This is a genomic window from Brevibacterium renqingii (assembly GCF_017808095.1).
Classification (GTDB): Bacteria; Actinomycetota; Actinomycetes; order Actinomycetales; family Brevibacteriaceae; genus Brevibacterium; species Brevibacterium renqingii.
This window is the reverse complement of the sequence record NZ_JADBHG010000002.1, coordinates 406,421-424,278: the sequence shown is the minus strand read 5'-3', so window position 1 is coordinate 424,278 and position 17,858 is coordinate 406,421. Positions and strand designations below refer to the sequence as shown.

General features: G+C 69.0%; 15 protein-coding genes and 1 tRNA gene. 9 read left to right on the top strand and 7 right to left on the bottom strand.

Features of this window, described 5'->3' with window-relative positions; genetic code table 11:
• Nucleotides 1-19 precede the first annotated feature (19 nt).
• The 4 genes from IIE29_RS06935 to IIE29_RS06920 all read right to left on the bottom strand — a co-directional run bounded on the left by IIE29_RS06935 (nucleotide 20) and on the right by IIE29_RS06920 (nucleotide 4,969).
• Entirely contained in the window at nucleotides 20-2,047 is a 2,028-nt protein-coding gene (locus IIE29_RS06935) for an HNH endonuclease signature motif containing protein (protein WP_209324486.1), read from the bottom strand.
• Between the two features lie 173 nt (nucleotides 2,048-2,220).
• A complete protein-coding gene (locus IIE29_RS06930) occupies nucleotides 2,221-2,898 on the bottom strand; it encodes an HAD family hydrolase (RefSeq protein ID WP_209324485.1) in 678 nt (225 codons plus the stop codon).
• A 152-nt stretch (nucleotides 2,899-3,050) separates the two neighbouring features.
• Entirely contained in the window at nucleotides 3,051-3,800 is a 750-nt protein-coding gene (locus IIE29_RS06925; RefSeq protein WP_209324484.1) for a M50 family metallopeptidase, read from the bottom strand.
• Nucleotides 3,801-3,868: 68 nt separating this feature from the next.
• Nucleotides 3,869-4,969, bottom strand: coding sequence for a Gfo/Idh/MocA family protein (locus IIE29_RS06920; RefSeq protein WP_209324483.1), 1,101 nt, complete (start codon nucleotides 4,967-4,969; stop codon nucleotides 3,869-3,871).
• Nucleotides 4,970-5,160: 191 nt separating this feature from the next.
• Between IIE29_RS06920 and IIE29_RS06915 the strand changes: the two genes are divergently transcribed.
• Together IIE29_RS06915 and IIE29_RS06910 are read left to right on the top strand one after the other, a co-directional pair.
• Complete coding sequence (locus IIE29_RS06915) at nucleotides 5,161-6,000, top strand: PhzF family phenazine biosynthesis protein (RefSeq protein WP_209324482.1); 840 nt, start codon at nucleotides 5,161-5,163, stop codon at nucleotides 5,998-6,000.
• Nucleotides 6,001-6,008: 8 nt separating this feature from the next.
• Nucleotides 6,009-6,938 carry a methyltransferase family protein gene (locus IIE29_RS06910; RefSeq protein WP_343071827.1) on the top strand — a complete coding sequence of 310 codons (930 nt, stop codon included), beginning with the start codon at nucleotides 6,009-6,011 and terminating at the stop codon, nucleotides 6,936-6,938.
• Between the two features lie 28 nt (nucleotides 6,939-6,966).
• Here the strand turns inward: IIE29_RS06910 and IIE29_RS06905 are convergent, their stop codons facing one another.
• Together IIE29_RS06905 and IIE29_RS06900 are read right to left on the bottom strand one after the other, a co-directional pair.
• Nucleotides 6,967-7,434, bottom strand: coding sequence for a VanZ family protein (locus IIE29_RS06905; RefSeq protein WP_209324480.1), 468 nt, complete (start codon nucleotides 7,432-7,434; stop codon nucleotides 6,967-6,969).
• Between the two features lie 91 nt (nucleotides 7,435-7,525).
• Nucleotides 7,526-9,322: a bifunctional 3'-5' exonuclease/DNA polymerase gene (locus tag IIE29_RS06900; RefSeq protein WP_209324479.1), complete on the bottom strand. Its 1,797-nt coding sequence runs from the start codon at nucleotides 9,320-9,322 to the stop codon at nucleotides 7,526-7,528.
• Between the two features lie 91 nt (nucleotides 9,323-9,413).
• Here IIE29_RS06900 and IIE29_RS06895 point away from each other — a divergent pair, with 91 nt between their 5' ends.
• The 7 genes from IIE29_RS06895 (at nucleotide 9,414) to IIE29_RS06865 (ending at nucleotide 17,371) form a co-directional block, all read left to right on the top strand.
• Nucleotides 9,414-10,784 carry an FAD-binding oxidoreductase gene (locus IIE29_RS06895; RefSeq protein ID WP_209324478.1) on the top strand — a complete coding sequence of 457 codons (1,371 nt, stop codon included), beginning with the start codon at nucleotides 9,414-9,416 and terminating at the stop codon, nucleotides 10,782-10,784.
• 143 nt (nucleotides 10,785-10,927) lie between these two features.
• Entirely contained in the window at nucleotides 10,928-11,899 is a 972-nt protein-coding gene (gene mvk / locus IIE29_RS06890) for a mevalonate kinase (RefSeq protein WP_209324477.1), read from the top strand.
• Nucleotides 11,896-12,870 carry a diphosphomevalonate decarboxylase gene (gene mvaD, locus IIE29_RS06885; RefSeq protein ID WP_209324476.1) on the top strand — a complete coding sequence of 325 codons (975 nt, stop codon included), beginning with the start codon at nucleotides 11,896-11,898 and terminating at the stop codon, nucleotides 12,868-12,870. Before mvk ends, mvaD begins: the two co-directional genes overlap by 4 nt.
• Nucleotides 12,867-13,961, top strand: coding sequence for a phosphomevalonate kinase (locus IIE29_RS06880; protein ID WP_209324475.1), 1,095 nt, complete (start codon nucleotides 12,867-12,869; stop codon nucleotides 13,959-13,961). The genes mvaD and IIE29_RS06880 overlap by 4 nt, the downstream gene beginning before the upstream one ends.
• Nucleotides 13,951-15,096 (top strand): type 2 isopentenyl-diphosphate Delta-isomerase, encoded by a 1,146-nt coding sequence (fni, locus tag IIE29_RS06875; protein ID WP_209324474.1) that lies wholly within the window; start codon nucleotides 13,951-13,953, stop codon nucleotides 15,094-15,096. The genes IIE29_RS06880 and fni overlap by 11 nt, the downstream gene beginning before the upstream one ends.
• Entirely contained in the window at nucleotides 15,093-16,160 is a 1,068-nt protein-coding gene (locus IIE29_RS06870; RefSeq protein ID WP_209324473.1) for a hydroxymethylglutaryl-CoA reductase, read from the top strand. Before fni ends, IIE29_RS06870 begins: the two co-directional genes overlap by 4 nt.
• Nucleotides 16,157-17,371, top strand: a complete 1,215-nt coding sequence (locus IIE29_RS06865) for a hydroxymethylglutaryl-CoA synthase family protein (protein WP_209324472.1) — start codon at nucleotides 16,157-16,159, stop codon at nucleotides 17,369-17,371. The genes IIE29_RS06870 and IIE29_RS06865 overlap by 4 nt, the downstream gene beginning before the upstream one ends.
• Nucleotides 17,372-17,486: 115 nt before the next feature.
• On the opposite strand, the gene IIE29_RS06860 is transcribed toward IIE29_RS06865, so the two are convergent.
• Nucleotides 17,487-17,570 (bottom strand) — tRNA-Leu (locus IIE29_RS06860).
• Nucleotides 17,571-17,858: the final 288 nt, after the last annotated feature.

The following is a 17,858-nucleotide window of genomic DNA, read 5'->3' as shown; positions in this document are numbered from 1 at the left end:
GGGCGATCAGAGCAGCTGATCAGAAAGGCGGAGGGTCTTCGGGGTCCCAGCGGACATCCCAGATCGATTCCTGTGCCTGCCTCGACCGTCGGGCCTTCCGGTCTTCATTCCCGGTCCTTCGCTTCTCTTCGGATTCCGAGGTGAAGCGGAGGACCGATCCGTCTGTGCCGGATGATTCCGGAGCCGTGTCCGATTGGGCACAGCTCTCCACCTGCCGTGCGTGTTCGGCGCTGATCGGGTTGTCCGGGGGGTGCATCGTCGCCACCACACCATGGGCGAAGGCATACTCGACCGCCCCGTCATCCGTCATGCGGACGGAGAATCTCCGGTCGGTCTTCGCCTGGTGATGGGGTCGGCAGACGGGGTGGAGGTTGTCGAAGGTCGTCTGTCCGCCTCGTGCGGGGTCATCATGATCGAAGGGGATGATGTGGTCGACCTCCGAGGTCTCCGCCCGTCGTGTGCATCCGGGCGCAGAGCATGACTGCCATTTTCCGATCAGCGGCGCGCGCACATCTGCAGGGATGCAGTAGCTCCTCGAGCGTGCATCGATCGGGGTCCCCGTCGCCGGGTCGGTGAGTATTCGGTGCCAGGTCGGACAGTCACCGGCGATCACCTTCGCCGCATCGAGCGGAAGCGGCGAGCCATCGGAGAACGTTCCCGGCAGCACCGAGCCGCCGACTGCGGTGAGGAAAGGCACCGTGACCATCATCTTCGCCTGCTCTCGCACCCACTGGCCGTGGGTGGGCATGGTGAGCTTGATGATCGTCTCGGCTCCGGCGCCGGCACCGGCGGCAGCTTCGGCTTCGCGCTGTGCCGTCCGTGCCGCACGGTCGACGTCTTCCGCGGTCACCGGTGCCGTGGGGTCGCACTGTTCCTTCACCTCGAGCGGGATCTCCTCGGTGGAGGTCTCCCCGGTCGTCGTATCGTGTGTTGTCACGGCGATGGTCATCTGCGGTGTCGCACGCGTGGCGATATCGAACATGAGTGCGGCGATGCCGTCCTGCTCGCCCACCTCGATGCCGGCGATGTTCTCGTCGGTGAGCGCGGAGATGTTCCCGTTGCGAATCGCGCGGGCGAATGCTTCGATGCGCAGGTAGAAGGCCTTGAGCTCGACCGCAGGGCCCGAGAGCGTCACCGAGGCGGTCCCGTCGGGATAGGTCGTGATGTCGACACGGCGACGTTTTGCGGCGACCTCGAGTCGATCGTCGACGGGCAAGAGCGCCGCGATCCTCAGGTTCAGGGACTTCCGGAAGGTCTCCATGGTGATATCGGCCCGACGAGTGCCCAGGTAGTCGTCCAAGCGCGGAACGTATTCGAAGGCCACGTCCTTGACCGCCTGAGTCGCCGTCAGCACATGCTCGATCGTGAATTCGCCGTTGAGGCAGCGTTCCAGGAATTTCGGCAGCCCGAAGACGAGCGTGACGGCGTTCGCGATCTCGTTGTAGGCGCGGTCGGTGGTGGACCCGAGCACCGCGGTCAGCTCGGCGACGTCCTCCCGCGCGGCGAGGTCGTGCACCCAGGCGTTGAAGGTCCGGTTGAGCCGGAATTTCGGAAAGTTCGGAAGCGATTCCGATGGGGACGGCAACGAGTGGCAGACTTCCGACGACCGATCGCCCTCGGACGACTGGCCTTCAGCACTCGTGTCCACGTCGTCGGGGGCATCGATCGCTCGATCGTCGAGAGCGGTTCCGAGCGCCGCCCAGGGATCCGCCGGCTCGACCTCATCGGTCTGCGACTTCGCTCGCGCAGCGAGGAATCGATCGACGGTCTGCGTGAATGTCGTGTGATGGTAAGTGTCCTCACCTGTGCCATAGCGGAGGCGATCGACCGCCTCTGCCAGGAAGAGGCCGGCAACAGCTTGGAACTCTGCAATGCGGGCACCCGTGCTCAACCGTGCGATGCTGACGACCGCAGCCATGGGTGAGTCGGGATCGACGTCGAGGCGCCGGGGCGAATCGGGGCCGACCAGAGGCTGCTGAGAGGAAGAGGAGGCGCCGTTCGAGGCAGGGTCGAGACCGTCTTCACCGGGATTCTGCGGTTCCCTCATCGTTCTCACCGCCCTTCACGTCGATGTGAATGCCTCAACACAATTGTACATCTGAAGAGACTCAAAGAATGTAACAATTCGATTACAAACAGAATGTGTTTGCATTGCGCTGCCATTTGATTATGTTTACTGGTCAGAGGTGTTCTCCGAAAATTGAAACGGTCCCCCGAGACCTACTCCACGAGCAGATCCGGCAGCCGGTCCATTGCCGTGAAGGTCTCGGCGGCCCCGGCGGCCAGCAGCGTTTCGGCGCTCTGGTGCACCGGAGAGTCCGGGCAGAAACCGAGCACATGGGATCGTGCGGCGGCGCCGGCGATCACTCCGGTCGGCGAATCCTCGATCACGGCCGCCTCGGCGGGGTCGGCCCCCAGGAAATCGGCTGCGGCCAGGTAGACGTCTGGGGCGGGCTTCGAGCTCGGCTGTTCCATTCCGGAGAAGATGCGGTCGGCGAAGACGTCGAAGAGCCCGATCTTCTTCAGCTGGAGTTCGATCTTCGGCCGATCCGCGCCCGAGGCGCAGGCGATCCTGCCCGGATAGAGCTCAGCGATGCGGCGGACGGCGTCGACGACACCGGGGATCGCCTGCAGGGAGGACTCGAGCTCGGCGTTGCGGCGGCGCCGGAATTCGTTCATCCACTCCTCGTCGATGCGGAATCCGGTGTGCTCCTCGATGACATCGGACTCGTCACGGAGCATCTTGCCGACGAATCGTGCGATGGACTCCTCGGGCGTCAGCTGCCAGCCCAGCTCCCGCAGCATCAGATGCAGGACGCCGTTCGTGATGCTCTCGGAGTCAACGAGGACTCCATCGCAGTCGAAGAGAACAGCGGAGAACTTCGGATGCGCAGCCATGGTTCGATTCTGCCATCCGCCACTGACACGAGAGCACAGCAGTACGGCCGACGAACCAGCAGGACGGCGGGAACCGTCCTGGTCCCAGCCGCCCGGTCCCAGCCGCCCGGTCCCAGCCGCCTGGTCCCAGCCGCCTGGTCCCAGCCTCCCGGTCAGACCGCTCCGAGCGACACCGCCGTGTACAGGACGCGCGCCGAGGCGAGCGCGCAGGAGATGATCACCAGCGCGAACAGCGTCAGCCAGGCTCCGGAGGGCAGACTCGAGCCCTGAGCGAGGATATAGGCGTCGGACTGCTGCACGTGACGTCGGCGCGTGTGGACGCGGATGACCTTGACGAGGTCCTTGAGGGAGCCGATCGCCAGCCCCGTGCCGAGTGCGGCGACGAAGACCGAGATCCACTCGAGCGGGAGGAACACGACGATGAGCTGGGCCGCGACCGCTGTGACCACGGCGATGACCGCACCCGCAAGGTTCCGGATGAAGAGGAGAGCGACCAGCAGGACGAGTGCTCCCACCGACAGCGCCAAAGGCGCCCAGCCGAAGACCGCCGAGGTGATGAGCACGAGTCCGAGCAGGCCCGGTGCCGGGTACCCCCAGAATCCCGCCCAGGTGGCAGAGAAGCCGACCCTGCCGAAGGAGTTCATCTGCCCCGAATGGTCGAAGTTCAGTGAGATGCCCTTGACCACCCGTCCCGTCGTGAGGGCGGCGAAAGCGTGGGCGAGCTCGTGGACGAAGGTCACGAAGAGACCGAAGAAGCGCCAGATTCCCGGGGTCAGCGTCACGCCCAGGGGCACCCCGATGACGAGCACGAGCCGGAGGGCATCGAGCTCCAGGCCGTCCTGCCGTCCGAATCCCGAGGTGATCGCGTCCCACCACGTCGCCGTTGCCTGCTTGAAGTCCATAGCCGCTCAGTCTACGAACCGAGCCTGAGCCACGTCCTCAGACGATCGTCAGCCTCCGTCACGATCGATCACAGCGCTTCGACCTCGACCCAGGTTCTCTGCTCCGCCGAGCGGAGGACGGCTTCCGTGACGAGTGCCGCGCGGAGACCGTCGGCGAGCATCGGCACACCTTCGCGTCTCTGCCCGGCGAAGACCGCATAGGAGTCGGCGATGAAGGCGTTGAAGGCGTCCTGGTAGCCCTGCGGATGCCCGGCCGGGACCTCGCAGAGGCGGGCCGCATCGGGTACGAGGACGTCAGGGTCGCGGACGAGGAGCTGACTGCCGCTGCGGCGGCCGACCCACAGCTCCTCCGGCTGCTCCTGGGCGAATCGCAGACTCTCCTCGGACCCCGCCACCTCGACGACGAGGTTGTTCTTGCGCCCCGGCGCCAGCTGGGAGACGAGGATCGACCCGATCCCGCCGCCGCTCATCTCGACCGTCATCACAACGGTGTCCTCCGTCGTCACCGCGGCACCGCCTCGGCGGGGGTGGACCGTCCGCGTCGCTGCCGACAGGGCGACGATGCGTTCGTCGGTGATGAACTCGATGAGATCGACGAGGTGGGAGCCGATGTCGGCGAACGCACGAGAGGGGCCGCCGGATGCGGAGTCCACGCGCCAGTTGTCGTCCTCGGCGTCCAGCAGCCAGTCCTGGAGATAGCGGGCGTCGACGGTGAGCACGGCCCCGGCGTCCCCGCGTCGGATCCGTGCCCGGGCCTCACGCACCATCGGGTGGTACCGGTACACGAAGGGAACGGTCCCGCCCAGGCCTCTGGCCTCCGCCCTGTCGAGGATGGCCCGTGCGGCGGATGAATCGGTGGCCAGCGGCTTCTCGCAGATGATGTGGGAGCCGGAGTCCAGCGCATTGAGACAGTGGTCGAGGTGCGTGCTGTTCGGCGAGCAGACATGGACGACGTCGAGCCGTTCTTCGAAGAAGTCCGCCCCGACCGCGGAGCTCTCGTAACCGAGTTCGGCCGCGGCCGTCCGGCTGCTCGCGGGCCCCGATGTCCCGACCACGCCGAGCACGGCTCCGGCGAGACGAGCGGCCCGCGTGTGGGTGCGAGCCATGAATCCACCGCCCAACATGCCGATGCGCGGCGGTGGGCTGATGACCTGGGCGACTGTGTCCATGACCCATTCTGATGCCGACCTGCTCACTTCAGTCAATATTCCTTCGACTGCCCGCAGCCCTCGCCCGCCGGCAGCACTCCTGAACTCTGCGACGCGGCGCGCCCTCGTCCCGGCATCGGCGCCGCATCCCTTTACCATAGGAAGAGCGCACCCCTCAAAGAACGGCGCCCTTTCAACGAAGGAGTCCCCTCTTGCCCCGTGATCGAGCATTCGCCCAAGTCGACGTCTTCTCCAGCGAGCCCTACCGCGGCAATCCCGTCGCCGTGGTCCTCGACGCCGAGGGGCTCAGCGACACAGAGATGGCCGCAATCGCGAACTGGACGAATCTGTCGGAGACGACGTTCGTCCTCCCTCCCACCGACCCGGGCGCCGATTACCGCCTGCGCATCTTCACCCCGTCCCGGGAACTCCCCTTCGCCGGCCACCCCACGCTCGGCTCGGCGGCGGCCTGGCTCGATGCCGGCGGAGTGCCGCTGAGCGACGGCGAGGTCGTCCAGGAGTGCGGGGCCGGACTCGTCCGCCTGCGCCGAGGCGGGGCCACCCTCTCCTTCGCCGCTCCCGAACGGCTGCGCACAGGTGACCTCGACGAGGCCTACGTGAGTGAGATCGCCGACGCACTCGGGGTCGAGCGCACGGACATCCTCGGCCACCAATGGGTCGACAACGGCCCCGGATGGGCCGCTGTGCGGCTGGCCAGCGCAGCCCAGGTCCTGGCTCTCGAACCGGATTTCTCCGCCATCGCCGACACGAAGCTCGGCGTCCTCGGCGCCCACCCCGACGGCTCCGAACACGAATACGAGATCCGCGCCTTCGTGCCCGGAGTCGGCGTCGCCGAGGACCCGGTCACCGGCAGCCTCAACGCCTCCGTGGCCCAGTGGCTCATCGGAGCCGGCCTCGCCCCGACCTCCTACACTGCCACCCAGGGCACCGCGCTGGGCCGGTGCGGAGTCGTCTCGATCTCGGCCGAGGACGATGGGATCTGGGTCGGCGGCGCCACGACCGTGTGCTTCCGCGGGACGGCGTTCGCATGAGCCGGCATGTGACGAGCGTGAACAAGCCGAAGAAGCGGCTGCGGATCTTCCACGGCCGCATGTACTTCGCCCTCCAGGCCCTCGCGGGAGCCGCCTGGTGGCTCGGCATCAGCACGATTCCCGCGCTGCAGACGGCCACGCTGGGCGGCATCGACCCGCTGCTCATCGCGTTCGTCGACATCCCGCTCTTCGTCATCGCCTCGGCGCTGGCCGCCCTCGACCTCCGCTGGGCCGTGTGGATCGCCACGGGCTGGACAGTGCTCGTCGCGTTCGGCATGGTCATCTACGCCACCGCCACCACGGAGGCGGGTCTCGGCGCCGTGCTCATGGTGCTCGCCGCCGTCGGCAGCGTCCTCTTCGGCGCTCTCGTGCTGCTCGGGCGCATCCCCTCCGAGTGGATCCTCATCGGCCCCTTCGCCTTCCACAGCTCGAACACGCGTGTGCGCTCCCACCTCCTGCTGCGCACGACGATCCAGGTCGTCATCTTCTGGGGCGTGTTCCTCATCATCGTGCCCGTGATCATCAATGCCTTCGAGGACCGGTGGAACCTCTCCTACAAGTTCCCGATCCTGCTGGCCGTCGCGGGCTTCGCCCTGCTCGCCTTCTCCAGCGTGATCGGCGTGTGGTCGGCCCGGACGATCGCGAACTTCGGCTCCGGCACCCCGCTGCCCGCGCAGATGGCCCACCATCTGGTCTCCCGCGGCCCCTACGCCTTCGTCCGCAATCCCATGGCCGTCGCCGGCCTCGCCCAGGGCGTCTCGATGGGTCTGCTCATCGGCTCCTGGCTGGTCGTCGTCTATGCGCTCATCGGTTCGCTGCTGTGGAACTGGCTCATCCGCCCCCACGAGGAGGCCGATCTGCTCGAGCGCTTCGGCGAGGAATACCGCGAGTACGCCGGACGCGTGGGCTGCTGGTGGCCGCGACTGGCCCGTTCCTGACGGCCCACCTGACGACTCACCTGACGGCTCACCTGACGACGCGGTCGGCCGAGCCCGCATCCTCGCGCGGCGGGAAGGCCGCCATGACGAGCAGGGCGAGAACCGCGCCCAGGCCCGCACCGATCGTGTTCGTCACGAAATCGCTGAGAGTGGCGAAGCGCGTCTGCGTGAACACGGTGCCCTGGACGCCTTCGATGACGCCGGAGAAGGCGGACCCGATGACCCAGCCCCACCACCAGCGCTTTCTGCCCAGGTGCAGGGCGAGCAGCAGCCCGAAGGGAACGAACATGCCCACATTGGCCAGCATCTCGACCCGCTCATAGCTCAGCCACTGGGTGAGCCGGTGGGAGGCGAGGAAGGCCAGCAGCCGACCGATGAAGCTCTCGGGGCTCGTGTCGAGCTGCCGCGGCGTCAGCGTCACCAGGCCGATGAAGATCGTGTAGAAGATCAGCAGCACGAGCGGAGCGTCGCCGAAGCGGTGATCATGCTCCCTCATAGGATCTCCTTGTGCTCGAACTCGGAAGGCCGGGCCGCATCGTCCAGCAGGCCAGTCTATTCCATGCGCGCTGCCGCCTGCGTGTGCGAGTTCAGCCCTTGATCGCCCTCTCACCGATGCTCAGATCGAGCGGGAAGTCGACAGGGGCGTTCCCGAAGAGGAGCCTGCCCGCCGAGGCGGCCGCCTCCCTGATCGCGGCGGCCGCCTCCTCGGCCTGTTCGGCCGGAGCATGGACGATGACCTCGTCGTGGAGGAAGAAGACGAGATGCGCCCGCGAAGAGAACACCGGCCCCGAGGCGGTCGCCGGCCGGGCATCGACGGCGGGCAGTCGGGCCAGGCGCAGCCGCAGATCGGCCAACCAGGCCAGCGCCCATTCGGCCGCGGTGCCCTGGACGACGAAATTGCGGGTGAATCGTCCCTGGTCTCCGGCGGCACGTCGGGCCCTCTGCTCATCGGCGCCGCTCGCATCGAAGCGGTTCGCCGCCCTCTGCAGGCGCTGCCAGCCCTCGCTCGGCACCGGGGAGGTCCGCCCCAGCCAGGTGGACACGACTCCCCCGCGCAGGCCCACCTCGGCGGCGGAGTCGACCAGCTGCATGGCAGCGGGGAAGTTCGTGCGCAGGCGGGGCACGAGCGCTCCGGCCTCACCGGTCGTCGACCCGTACATCGCTGCGAGCACGGCGATCTTCGCCTCGGCCCGTGTGGCCACGATCCCGGCCTCGACGAGCCCCGAGTAGAGGTCTCGGCCGCGCCCGGCCGCCGCCATCGCCGAATCGCCGGACATGGCGGCGAGCGCCCGGGGTTCGAGCTGGGCGACATCGGCGGCCACGAGCCGCCAGCCTTCGTCGGCGCGCAGCGCCGGGCGCAGCTGCCGCGGGATCTGCAGGGCCCCGCCCCCGCTGGCCGCCCACCGTCCGGTGACGACCCCGCCGGGCACGTAGACGGGACGGTAGCGGCCGTCTGCAACCCATTCGTCGAGCCAGCGCCAGCCGTTGGCGAACAGCAGCCTCGCCATCTTCTTGTACTTAAGCAGCGGTGCGATCGCCGGATGATCGCTGCCGGCCAGCTCCCATTTCGAGGTCGAGGCGACGTTGATGCCGGCATTGCGCAGGGCCGCCAGCAGACGGTTCGGGGAATCGAGATCGGCCCGCGGGTCCTCGAGTGCGGCACGCACCTGTTCGGCCACGGCGAGCATCTTCGCCGGCTTCCCATCGCGCAGCGGTCGGGGACCGAGGGCGTCCGTGAGGATCCGGTCGTGTGCGGCCTCGTCCCAGGGGACTCCGGCTGCGCGCATCTCAGCGGCCACGAGTCCGCCCGCCGATTCCGCGGCCAGCAGCAGCCGCAGCCGCCCGGGATCGCTCGCGGTGTCCACGGCGGCCCGCTGTCGAGCGGATTCGGCCAGCGCCGCCGCGATGTCATGCGGCACCTGCCGGACATGGCCGCGACCGGAATCGACCTCGAAGAGCGCAGCGGCCCCTGCGTCGGCGCTGTCGTCCGCGGGTGCCGCGTCCCACTCCTCGGCGGCGCGGATCGGCCCGGGAGCGGTGACGAGTTCGGAGCGAGCGAGGATCGCGTGCGCCAGCCGCAGGTCATGGCAGCGTCCGATGCTCACCCCCGCCGCCAGCAGAGTCGGATACCACTTCGGGGTGTCGCTGAAGATCCACCTCGGCCCGGAGGCATTCGCCCGGCCTCCCCCAGCCCCGACGCTCGCGGCCGCATCCTCACGGTCACGGGCGAACTCGGGCAGGTCCGCCTCGGCGAGGTCGAATCGACCGATCTCCGCACCTGTCCTATGGAGGTCGACGATGCCGATCCGAGACCCCTCGATCCCGGAGCCGGGAATGGTCCCGAGCACGCAGGCGGCGGGCGGCTGGTCGGGGGCGACGGTCATGAGTTCAGACTACGCCGTGAGCTCCCGAGGGCTGGTAATGTCGGGAGCGGACTCCGGGTGCCGAACTCCGCGCGAAAGGCTCGATCACAACATGGATGTTGTCTCCTCCCTCACCTCCGCCCTGCCGGCCTCGGCAGTCATCACCGATCCCGATTCGATGGACGCCTACCGCTGGGATCGGGCGAACGATCCCGACGCCGGAGTGCCGCTGGCGGTGGTCCGAGCGAATTCGACCGAAGAGGTGCAGACGGTGGTCCGCATCGCCGCCGAGGCGAAGGTTCCGATCGTGCCCCGCGGAGCCGGCTCCGGACTCTCGGGCGGCAGCTCGGCGATCTCCGGGGGCATCGTGCTCTCCCTCGATCGGATGCGCGAGATCAGCATCGATCCGATCACCCGGATGGCCGTCGTCCAGCCCGGCGCGTTCAACGCCGAGGTCAAGGCCGCCGCGGCCGAGCACGGCCTGTGGTACCCGCCGGACCCCTCCTCCTTCGAGTTCTGCTCGATCGGCGGCAACATCGCCACGAACGCGGGCGGCCTGTGCTGCGTGAAATACGGGGTGACCACGGACTATGTGCTCGGCATGACCGTCGTCCTCGCCGACGGCCGGGCGGTCGAGCTCGGCGGCCCCCGGCTCAAGGACGTCGCGGGCCTGCCCCTGACGAAGCTCTTCGTCGGCAGCGAGGGCACGCTCGGTGTGATCACCGAGGTGACCCTGCGCCTCATCCCCGCCCAGCTGCCGCCGACGACCGTGGTCGCGATGTTCCGCAGGCTCGACGACGCCACGAAGGCCGTGCTCGACATCGCCCGCGAGATGCGGCCCTCGATGCTCGAATTCATGGACCGCGCCTCGATCAACGCCGTCGAGGACGAACTGCGCATGGGTCTCGACCGTGAGGCCGAGGCGATGCTCGTCATGCAGTCCGACGAGCCCGGCGAGCATTCAGGGGTGCAGGCGGCCCGGCTGCAGGAGATCTGCTCGCTCAACACGGCCTCCGAGTGCTATCTCACAGAGGACCCCGATGAGGGTGAGGCCTTCGTCACCGCCCGCCGCATCGCGATCCCCGCGGTGGAGAAGAAGGGCGCGCTGCTGCTCGAGGACGTCGGAGTGCCGCTGCCGAAGCTCGGCGACCTGGTGCTCGGCATCGAGAGGATCGCCGCCGAACGCGAGGTGACGATCGCCGTCATCGCCCATGCCGGCGACGGCAACACCCATCCCCTGCTCGTCCTCGATCCGAAGGACGAAGAGCAGCAGAAGCGTGCGCAGATCGCCTACGGCGAGGTCATGGACCTGGCCACCGGCCTCGGCGGCACGATCACCGGCGAGCACGGCGTCGGCCGACTCAAGGCCCCTTGGCTCGCGCCCTACCTCGGCGAGGACGTCATGGAGCTCAACCACCGGATCAAGCAGGCCCTCGATCCCGACAACATCTTCAACCCCGGGTCGGTGTACACAGGACTGTGAGAGAGCGTCCGCACCCGCAGATCATGTGATCTTCCTCGCCGCGCGGGGGTCCGAGCCGAGACCGAGGTCACCTCGTCTTCGGGATGGGCCGGGGTACGGCATATGATGGTGGAATCATTCCACAGACCCCGAAACGCTTCTGCATGCACAATTCCTCTCAGACCGATCCGCCTCCGACCGCTGCGGGCACCGCCCAGGGCTTCGCCCATGCGAAGGCGATCCTGTTCGGCGAACACGCAGTCGTCTACGGCTCGCCCGCCGTGGCCGTGCCGCTGCACGGGCTCGGGGTGCAGGCCGATATCCGCCGGTCACCCGCTCAGGAGACCCGGATCGAGAGCCAGCTCTTCTCCGGCACCGCCCAGACCGCACCCGAACCGATGGGGCCCGTCGTCGCGGGTCTGAGAGCCGCCCTCTCGGCCGTCGACGACCCCGACGCCGAGGTGGAGCTGCTCATCCGCTCAGCGATCCCGCACAGCCGGGGACTGGGGTCGAGCGCGGCCGTGGCCACCGCCGTCGCCCGAGCCGTGGCGAACCTCGAAGCCACCGTCTTCGCCGAGGAGACCCTCCACGAGATCGTGCAGGCCGCCGAGGCCGTCGCGCACGGCCGGCCCAGCGGCATCGACGCCTGGGCCGTGGCCAAGCCCGCCCCGATCCGGTTCCAGACCGGGTGCGCCGAGACCATCGACGTGGGCGAGCGCCTCGTCTTCGTCCTCGCGGACTCCGGCCATCACGGCTCCACCGCCGAGGCGGTCGGAGGGGTCCGTGCTCGCCGCGATGCGGATCCCTCGCGCATCGGGGCGACCATCAGCCGGCTGGCCGAACTCACCGATGCCGCGGTCGACGACATCCGCTCCGGCGATCGGGTCACGATCGGCTCGCGCATGCTCGAGGCCCACGGTCTGCTCGGCGGCCTCGGGGTCTCGAACCCGACCTTGGACGCCCTCGTCGACGCAGCCACCGCGGCCGGAGCCCATGGTGCCAAGCTCACCGGCGGCGGCCTCGGCGGCTGCGTGCTGGCTCTGGCCGATGACGACGAAGCCGCCGAGGAGCTGGCGGAGGCGCTGCGCGCCGCGGGAGCACCGCGCACCTGGACGACGGAGGTCAGACCGACATGAGAACGACGACGGCGCGGGCCTACCCGAACATCGCCCTGGTCAAGTACTGGGGCAAGGCCGATGAGGACCTGATCCTGCCCGCAGCCGGCAGCCTCTCGCTGACCCTCGACGAGTTCGCGACGACGACCACGGTCACCCCGGCCCCGGGCGCCGAGGCCGATGTCCTCGAACTCGACGGCGGCCTCGCCGATGCCGGTCAGACCGCACGCATCTCGGATTTCCTCGACCACGTGCGCGCTCTGGCCGGACGTGATGACCGAGTCCTCGTCCGTTCCCGCAATTCGGTGCCCACCGGCGCCGGCCTGGCTTCCTCGGCCTCGGGATTCGCGGCTCTGGCCACCGCCGCGGCCGCAGCCTTCGACCTCGACCTCGGCAGCCGCGACCTCAGCCGGCTGGCCCGCCTCGGCTCCGGCTCCGCCTGCCGCTCCATCGCCGAGGGCATGGCCGTCTGGCATGCCGGCGACGACGCGTCCTCCTTCGCCGAATCCGTCGCCGCCCCGGACATTCGGATGATCATCGTCACCGTCGACCGGGCGCGCAAGGCAGTGTCCTCCCGCGAGGCGATGCGGCTGACGGCCGCCACCTCCCCGTTCTACCCCGGCTGGGTGTCCTCGACCGAGGACTACCTGCAGCAGATGCTCGCCGCCTGCCGCGCGGGCGACTTCACCCGCATCGGCGAGATCACCGAATCCCACGCCCTGCGCATGCACGGGCTCATCCAGTCCACTGTGCCCCCGATCCGCTTCCTCAACCCGACCAGCCATGCGATCTTCGATGCCGTGGCCGAGGCGCGCGAGCAGGGGCTCGAGGCCTATTCCACCGCCGATGCCGGCCCGAACGTCGCCGTCATCGTCCGGCCCCATGAGGCCGAGGCGCTGGCGGGCAGGCTCACCGCGTTCGGCGATGTGCGCATCGTCGGCCCCGGGCCCGGCGCCCACCTGCTCACCGCCGACGAAGGCGGCCGGGCATGATCGTCACCCGGGCGCCCGGAAAGCTGTTCATCGCCGGTGAGTACGCCGTCGTCTCTCCGGCGGAGCCGGCCGTGCTCGTGGCCGTCGACCGGTGCATCACGGTGCGGTTGACCGAGAGCGAGGACGCCGGACGCATCCATTCCTCCGAATACGGTCGGGCTCCGCTGGTGTGGCGGCGGGAGCAGGGCGGCGAGGCCATCGTCGTCGAGCACCGGCCCGCCGACTACGTGCTCTCGGCGATCTCGACCGTCGAGGAGCTGTGCGCCTCCCGCGGCGCCTCCCCCCGCTACTTCGATCTCGACATCTCCAGCGAACTCGACGACGCCGACGGCCGGAAGTTCGGGCTCGGATCCTCGGCTGCGGTGACCGTGGCCACCGTGGCCGCCCTCGACGAGTTCTACGCCCTCGGCCTCAGCGCCGCCGAACGCTTCAAGCTCGCCCTGCTCGCGACCATCGCGATCGCCCCCAACGCCTCGGGCGGGGATCTGGCCGCGAGCACCTTCGGCGGCTGGATCCGCTACTCCTCCCCCGACCGTGCGGCGCTGCGCGCCCATCGCGAGGCCCATGGGGTCGCCTCGGCGCTCGAGTGCAGCGAATGGGCGGGCTCCGGGGTCAGGCGGATCACCCCGCCGGAGTCCCTGCGGCTGCTCGTCGGCTGGACGGGATCGCCGGCCTCGACCGAGCACCTCGTCAAACGCGTGCACACACCGGGCGAGGCCAAACCGCGCCCCTTCACCTCCTTCGCCGCCGAGTCCCGCAGCCTCGTCGACGACCTCGTGGCCGCCTGCGACGCCGACGATCCCGAGAAGGCGCTGAAGACCATCCGTGCGGCCCGCACGCTGCTCCAGCGCCTCGGCGAATCCTCCGGCAGCCTCATCGAGACCGAGGCGCTGGAGCACCTGTGCGAGATCGCCGAGGCCCAAGGTGCGGCCGCGAAGCCCTCGGGCGCCGGCGGCGGGGACTGCGGCATCGCCCTGACCCGGGAGGACTCCGGCACCACAGAGGCCATCCTGACCGGCTGGGCCGCCCACGGCATCCGGCACCTCGGCCTCGGCACCCACCGAGAGGAAGGCGATATCGATGAGTTCTGAGACCCCTGGGGCCTCGACCTCCCGCGCCGCACGCAAGGACGACCATGTGCGCCTGGCCTCGGCCCAGCAGACCGAGGGGCCGCGGCGCACGGACTTCGACGACCTCGAGTTCGTCCACCACGCCCTGGACGGCACCAGTCCCGAGAGGGTGGACCTGTCCGTGACCCTCGGTGACTGGACCTGGCCGACCCCCTTCTACGTCAACGGCATGACCGGCGGCACCGAGACGACCGCGAAGATCAACCGGGACCTGGCCATCGCCGCCGCCGAGACGGGCCTGCCCATGGCCTGCGGTTCGATGAGCGTGGCCCTCGACGACGACCAGGCCGCGAAGGGCTTCACCGTCATCCGTGAGGAGAACCCGAACGGCTTCGTCATGGGCAATCTCGGTGCCGGTCGCAGCGCCGAGGACGCCCGCCGTGCCGTCGAGCTGCTGGGCGCCGATGCCCTGCAGATCCACGTCAACCCCGTGCAGGAGACCGCGATGCCCGAGGGCACCCGGGACTTCTCCGAATGGCTCGGCGGCCTCGCCGAGATCGTCGCGGCCTGCCCTGTGCCGGTCATCGTCAAGGAGGTCGGCTTCGGGCTCAGCCGCCGCACGCTGACGCGGCTGTCCGAGATCGGCGTCGGATTCGCCGATGTCTCCGGTGCCGGCGGCACGGACTTCCTGCGCATCGAGAACGATCGGGCCGGCGCACACGACTTCTCGATGCTCACCGGCTTCGGACAGTCGGCCCTGGCCTGCCTGCTCGACGCCCCACCCGCCTGGACCAACCCACCCGCCGGAACCGCCGACAGCGAACCGGCCCCCGTGCTGCTCGCCTCCGGCGGGGTCCGCAACCCCTATGACGTCGTCAAGGCGCTGGCCTGCGGGGCCCGGGCCGTCGGAGTCGCCGGCACCTTCCTGCAGACCGTGCTCGATCATGGTCCGGCGGGGCTCGTCGAGCTCATCCGCACCTGGCAGACTCAGACGAGGGCGCTGTTCGCCCTGCTCGGTGCGCAGCGGTCCACCGATCTCACGGGCACGGATCTGCTCGTGCGGGGCCGCCTCGGCGAGTTCTGCCGCCTGCGCGGAATCGACGTCGTCGCCCTGGCGCACCGCACCGATGTCCATTCGAGGAGGAATCAGCAGTGAATCAGCAGACCACGATCACCGGGATCCCGACCACCTGGGTCGGTCCCCTGCGGGTCAGCGGCGAAGCGCTGGTCCCGGCGGGCACCCACACCGAGGTGGCCGTGCCCCTGGCGACCTACGAGACCCCGTTGTGGCCCTCCGTCGGTCGAGGAGCCTCGATCTCACGCGAGATCGACGGCGGCATCCGCACCGTCATCGTCGATGAGCGGATGACCCGGTCCGTCCTCTTCGTGGCCGAATCGGCCATCGGCGCCGAGGCGGCCGCCCAGACGATCCGGCACCGTATGCCGGAACTCGAGGAGCTCGTGGCCGCCGGCAGCGCCCATGCCCGGCTCATCGAGATCCACCCGGAGATCGTGGGCAATCTGCTCTTCGTCCGCTTCGCCTTCCGGACCAACGACGCTTCGGGCCACAATATGGTCACCCAGGCCTCGGACACGCTCATGGAGCGCATCCTGTCCTGGAAGCTCGGACTCGACTACGGTTCGGTCTCGGGCAACTACTGCTCGGACAAGAAAGCCACCGCGGTCAACGGGATCCTCGGACGCGGACGCAATGTCGTCGCCGAGATCCTGCTGCCCCACGAGGTCGTCGAGCGCCGCCTGCGCTCGAGCGCGGAGAAGATGGCCGAGATCGTCATCCGCAAGAACCTCGTCGGCTCGACCATCGCCGGTGCCCTGCGCTCGGCGAACGCACACTATGCGAACATGCTGCTCGCCTTCTATCTGGCCACCGGCCAGGACGCGGCGAACATCGTCGAGGGCTCCCAGGGCATCACCTATGCGGAGAACCGTCCCGAGGGACTGTACTTCTCGACCACGCTGCCCCACCTCATCGTCGGCACCGTCGGCAACGGCAAGGACCTGCCGCACGTGGACGAGGCGCTGGAGCGGCTGGGCTGCCGCGACGACCGCGAGCCGGGGGCCAACTCCCGCCGCCTGGCCGCGCTCATGGCCGCCACCGTGCTCTGCGGCGAGCTGTCCCTGCTCGCCGCGCAGACGAATCCCGGCGAGCTCATGGCCACCCACATCGAGATGGAACGCAGAGAGGACGGCGAGGCATGAGTGCGATCGGCATCGACGACATCGAGTTGGCCACCACCCATCATGTGGTCAGGCTCGAGGACTTCGCCGAGGCGAACGGGACCGATCCGGACAAGTTCCGCCTCGGCCTCGGCCAGGACGAGTTCAGCGTCCCGGCCCCCGACGAGGACATCGTCACCATGGCCGCGGCCGCGGCCGCACCGATCGTCGAGCGCTGCGGCACCGAGGGTCTGCGGACCCTCATCGTCGCCACGGAGTCGGGCACCGATCAGTCGAAGGCCGCGGGAATGGCCGTGCACAGACTGCTCGGGCTGCCTTCGCGCATGCGCGTCGTCGAGATGAAGGAAGCCTGCTATTCGGCCACGGCGGCCCTGCAGGCTGCCGTCGGCATCGTCACCCGCTCGCCCGACCAGCGCGTGCTCGTCATCGCCGCGGACGTCGCCCGCTATGAGCTCGACTCCCCCGGTGAGCCCACGCAGGGAGCCGGGGCCGTGGCGATGCTCGTGACCGCCGAACCGCGGCTGCTCGAGATCGAGCCGCTCTCGGGTCTGAACTCGGCAGATGTCGACGACTTCTGGCGGCCGAACGATTCGACCACGGCGATCGTCGACGGCGCGCTGTCCGTCACCGCCTACCTCGATGCGCTGACCGGCGCCTGGACGGACCTGCAGGAGCAGGGAGGACCGGCCATCGATGAGATCGACCGCATCCTCTACCACCAGCCGTTCACGAAGATGGCGAAGAAGGCCCAGCTCCACCTCGCGGGCCTGACAGGAGTCGAACTCGACGACCGGATCGTCGCGAGCCCCGCAGACTCAGCAGGCGAAGGACCTGCAGGCGAAGGCCCGCGGGACACGGGGCTGGCGACGAGCACCCTGTATAACCGCCGCCTCGGCAATTCGTACACGGCCTCGCTCTACGCCGGCCTGTGCTCACTGCTCGACCACGACGAGGATCTCGCGGGCAAGCGCATCGGGCTCTTCAGCTACGGATCGGGCAGCGTCGGCGAATTCCTCACCGGACGCGTCGTGCCCGGCTATGAGCGGCACGGACGTGTGCAGGCCGTGACCGAGGCCCTCGATGCGCGGGTGCCGCTGTCGATGACCGACTACCGCGCACTCCACGCGGCCGAGCTGCCGAGCTCCGAGGACCACACGACGCCGCGCGTGAGCACCGGAGAATTCCGCTTCGCCGGCATCCGCGGACGCGCCCGCCTCTACGAACGCGCCTGAAGCGGCGCCGGCAGCGCAAGGCGTCGGCCGCGCACCGGCAGCCGCTGGCAGCCGGGCACGAAGAAGCCCCTCATCCGACCTTCTCAGGTCCGGATGAGGGGCTTCTCGTTCGCTGTGCGCGAGGGGGGACTTGAACCCCCACGACCTTGCGGCCACTGGCACCTGAAGCCAGCGCGTCTACCAATTCCGCCACTCGCGCGAACAGAGAAGACTCTAGCATCCGTGCGGGCGAAACATGAAACCGAAGACCGCGAAACCGCCCAAACGTGTCGACCCTCACATCTCGGCAGGCTCCACGCCCCCGCCGTCTTCCCTGGACGCGGGCCGGGAATCCGAGCACAGCTTGGCCCCGAGAACACGCGTGACGTGAGTTGAGAGCCTCACCGCGTTAGGATTGGGTGTTGATGTGCCCAGACTGTGCTCGGCCGGGACCGCCTGGTCAGGGACCACAGCGATGCGTGGCGAACGGTTCGTCTACGAACGGCAA

Bases quoted from the DNA above. Each gene is read 5' to 3' on its own strand.
- mvk (WP_209324477.1), top strand. From the start codon at position 10,928: ATGCACAATTCCTCTCAGACCGATCCGCCTCCGACCGCTGCGGGCACC.
- IIE29_RS06900 (WP_209324479.1), bottom strand. From the start codon at position 9,322: ATGACCGTCGCCCCCGACCAGCCGCCCGCCGCCTGCGTGCTCGGGACC.
- IIE29_RS06930 (WP_209324485.1), bottom strand. From the start codon at position 2,898: ATGGCTGCGCATCCGAAGTTCTCCGCTGTTCTCTTCGACTGCGATGGA.
- fni (WP_209324474.1), top strand. From the start codon at position 13,951: ATGAGTTCTGAGACCCCTGGGGCCTCGACCTCCCGCGCCGCACGCAAG.
- IIE29_RS06920 (WP_209324483.1), bottom strand. From the start codon at position 4,969: ATGGACACAGTCGCCCAGGTCATCAGCCCACCGCCGCGCATCGGCATG.
- mvaD (WP_209324476.1), top strand. From the start codon at position 11,896: ATGAGAACGACGACGGCGCGGGCCTACCCGAACATCGCCCTGGTCAAG.
- IIE29_RS06895 (WP_209324478.1), top strand. From the start codon at position 9,414: ATGGATGTTGTCTCCTCCCTCACCTCCGCCCTGCCGGCCTCGGCAGTC.
- IIE29_RS06880 (WP_209324475.1), top strand. From the start codon at position 12,867: ATGATCGTCACCCGGGCGCCCGGAAAGCTGTTCATCGCCGGTGAGTAC.
- IIE29_RS06905 (WP_209324480.1), bottom strand. From the start codon at position 7,434: ATGAGGGAGCATGATCACCGCTTCGGCGACGCTCCGCTCGTGCTGCTG.
- IIE29_RS06925 (WP_209324484.1), bottom strand. From the start codon at position 3,800: ATGGACTTCAAGCAGGCAACGGCGACGTGGTGGGACGCGATCACCTCG.
- IIE29_RS06935 (WP_209324486.1), bottom strand. From the start codon at position 2,047: ATGAGGGAACCGCAGAATCCCGGTGAAGACGGTCTCGACCCTGCCTCG.
- IIE29_RS06865 (WP_209324472.1), top strand. From the start codon at position 16,157: ATGAGTGCGATCGGCATCGACGACATCGAGTTGGCCACCACCCATCAT.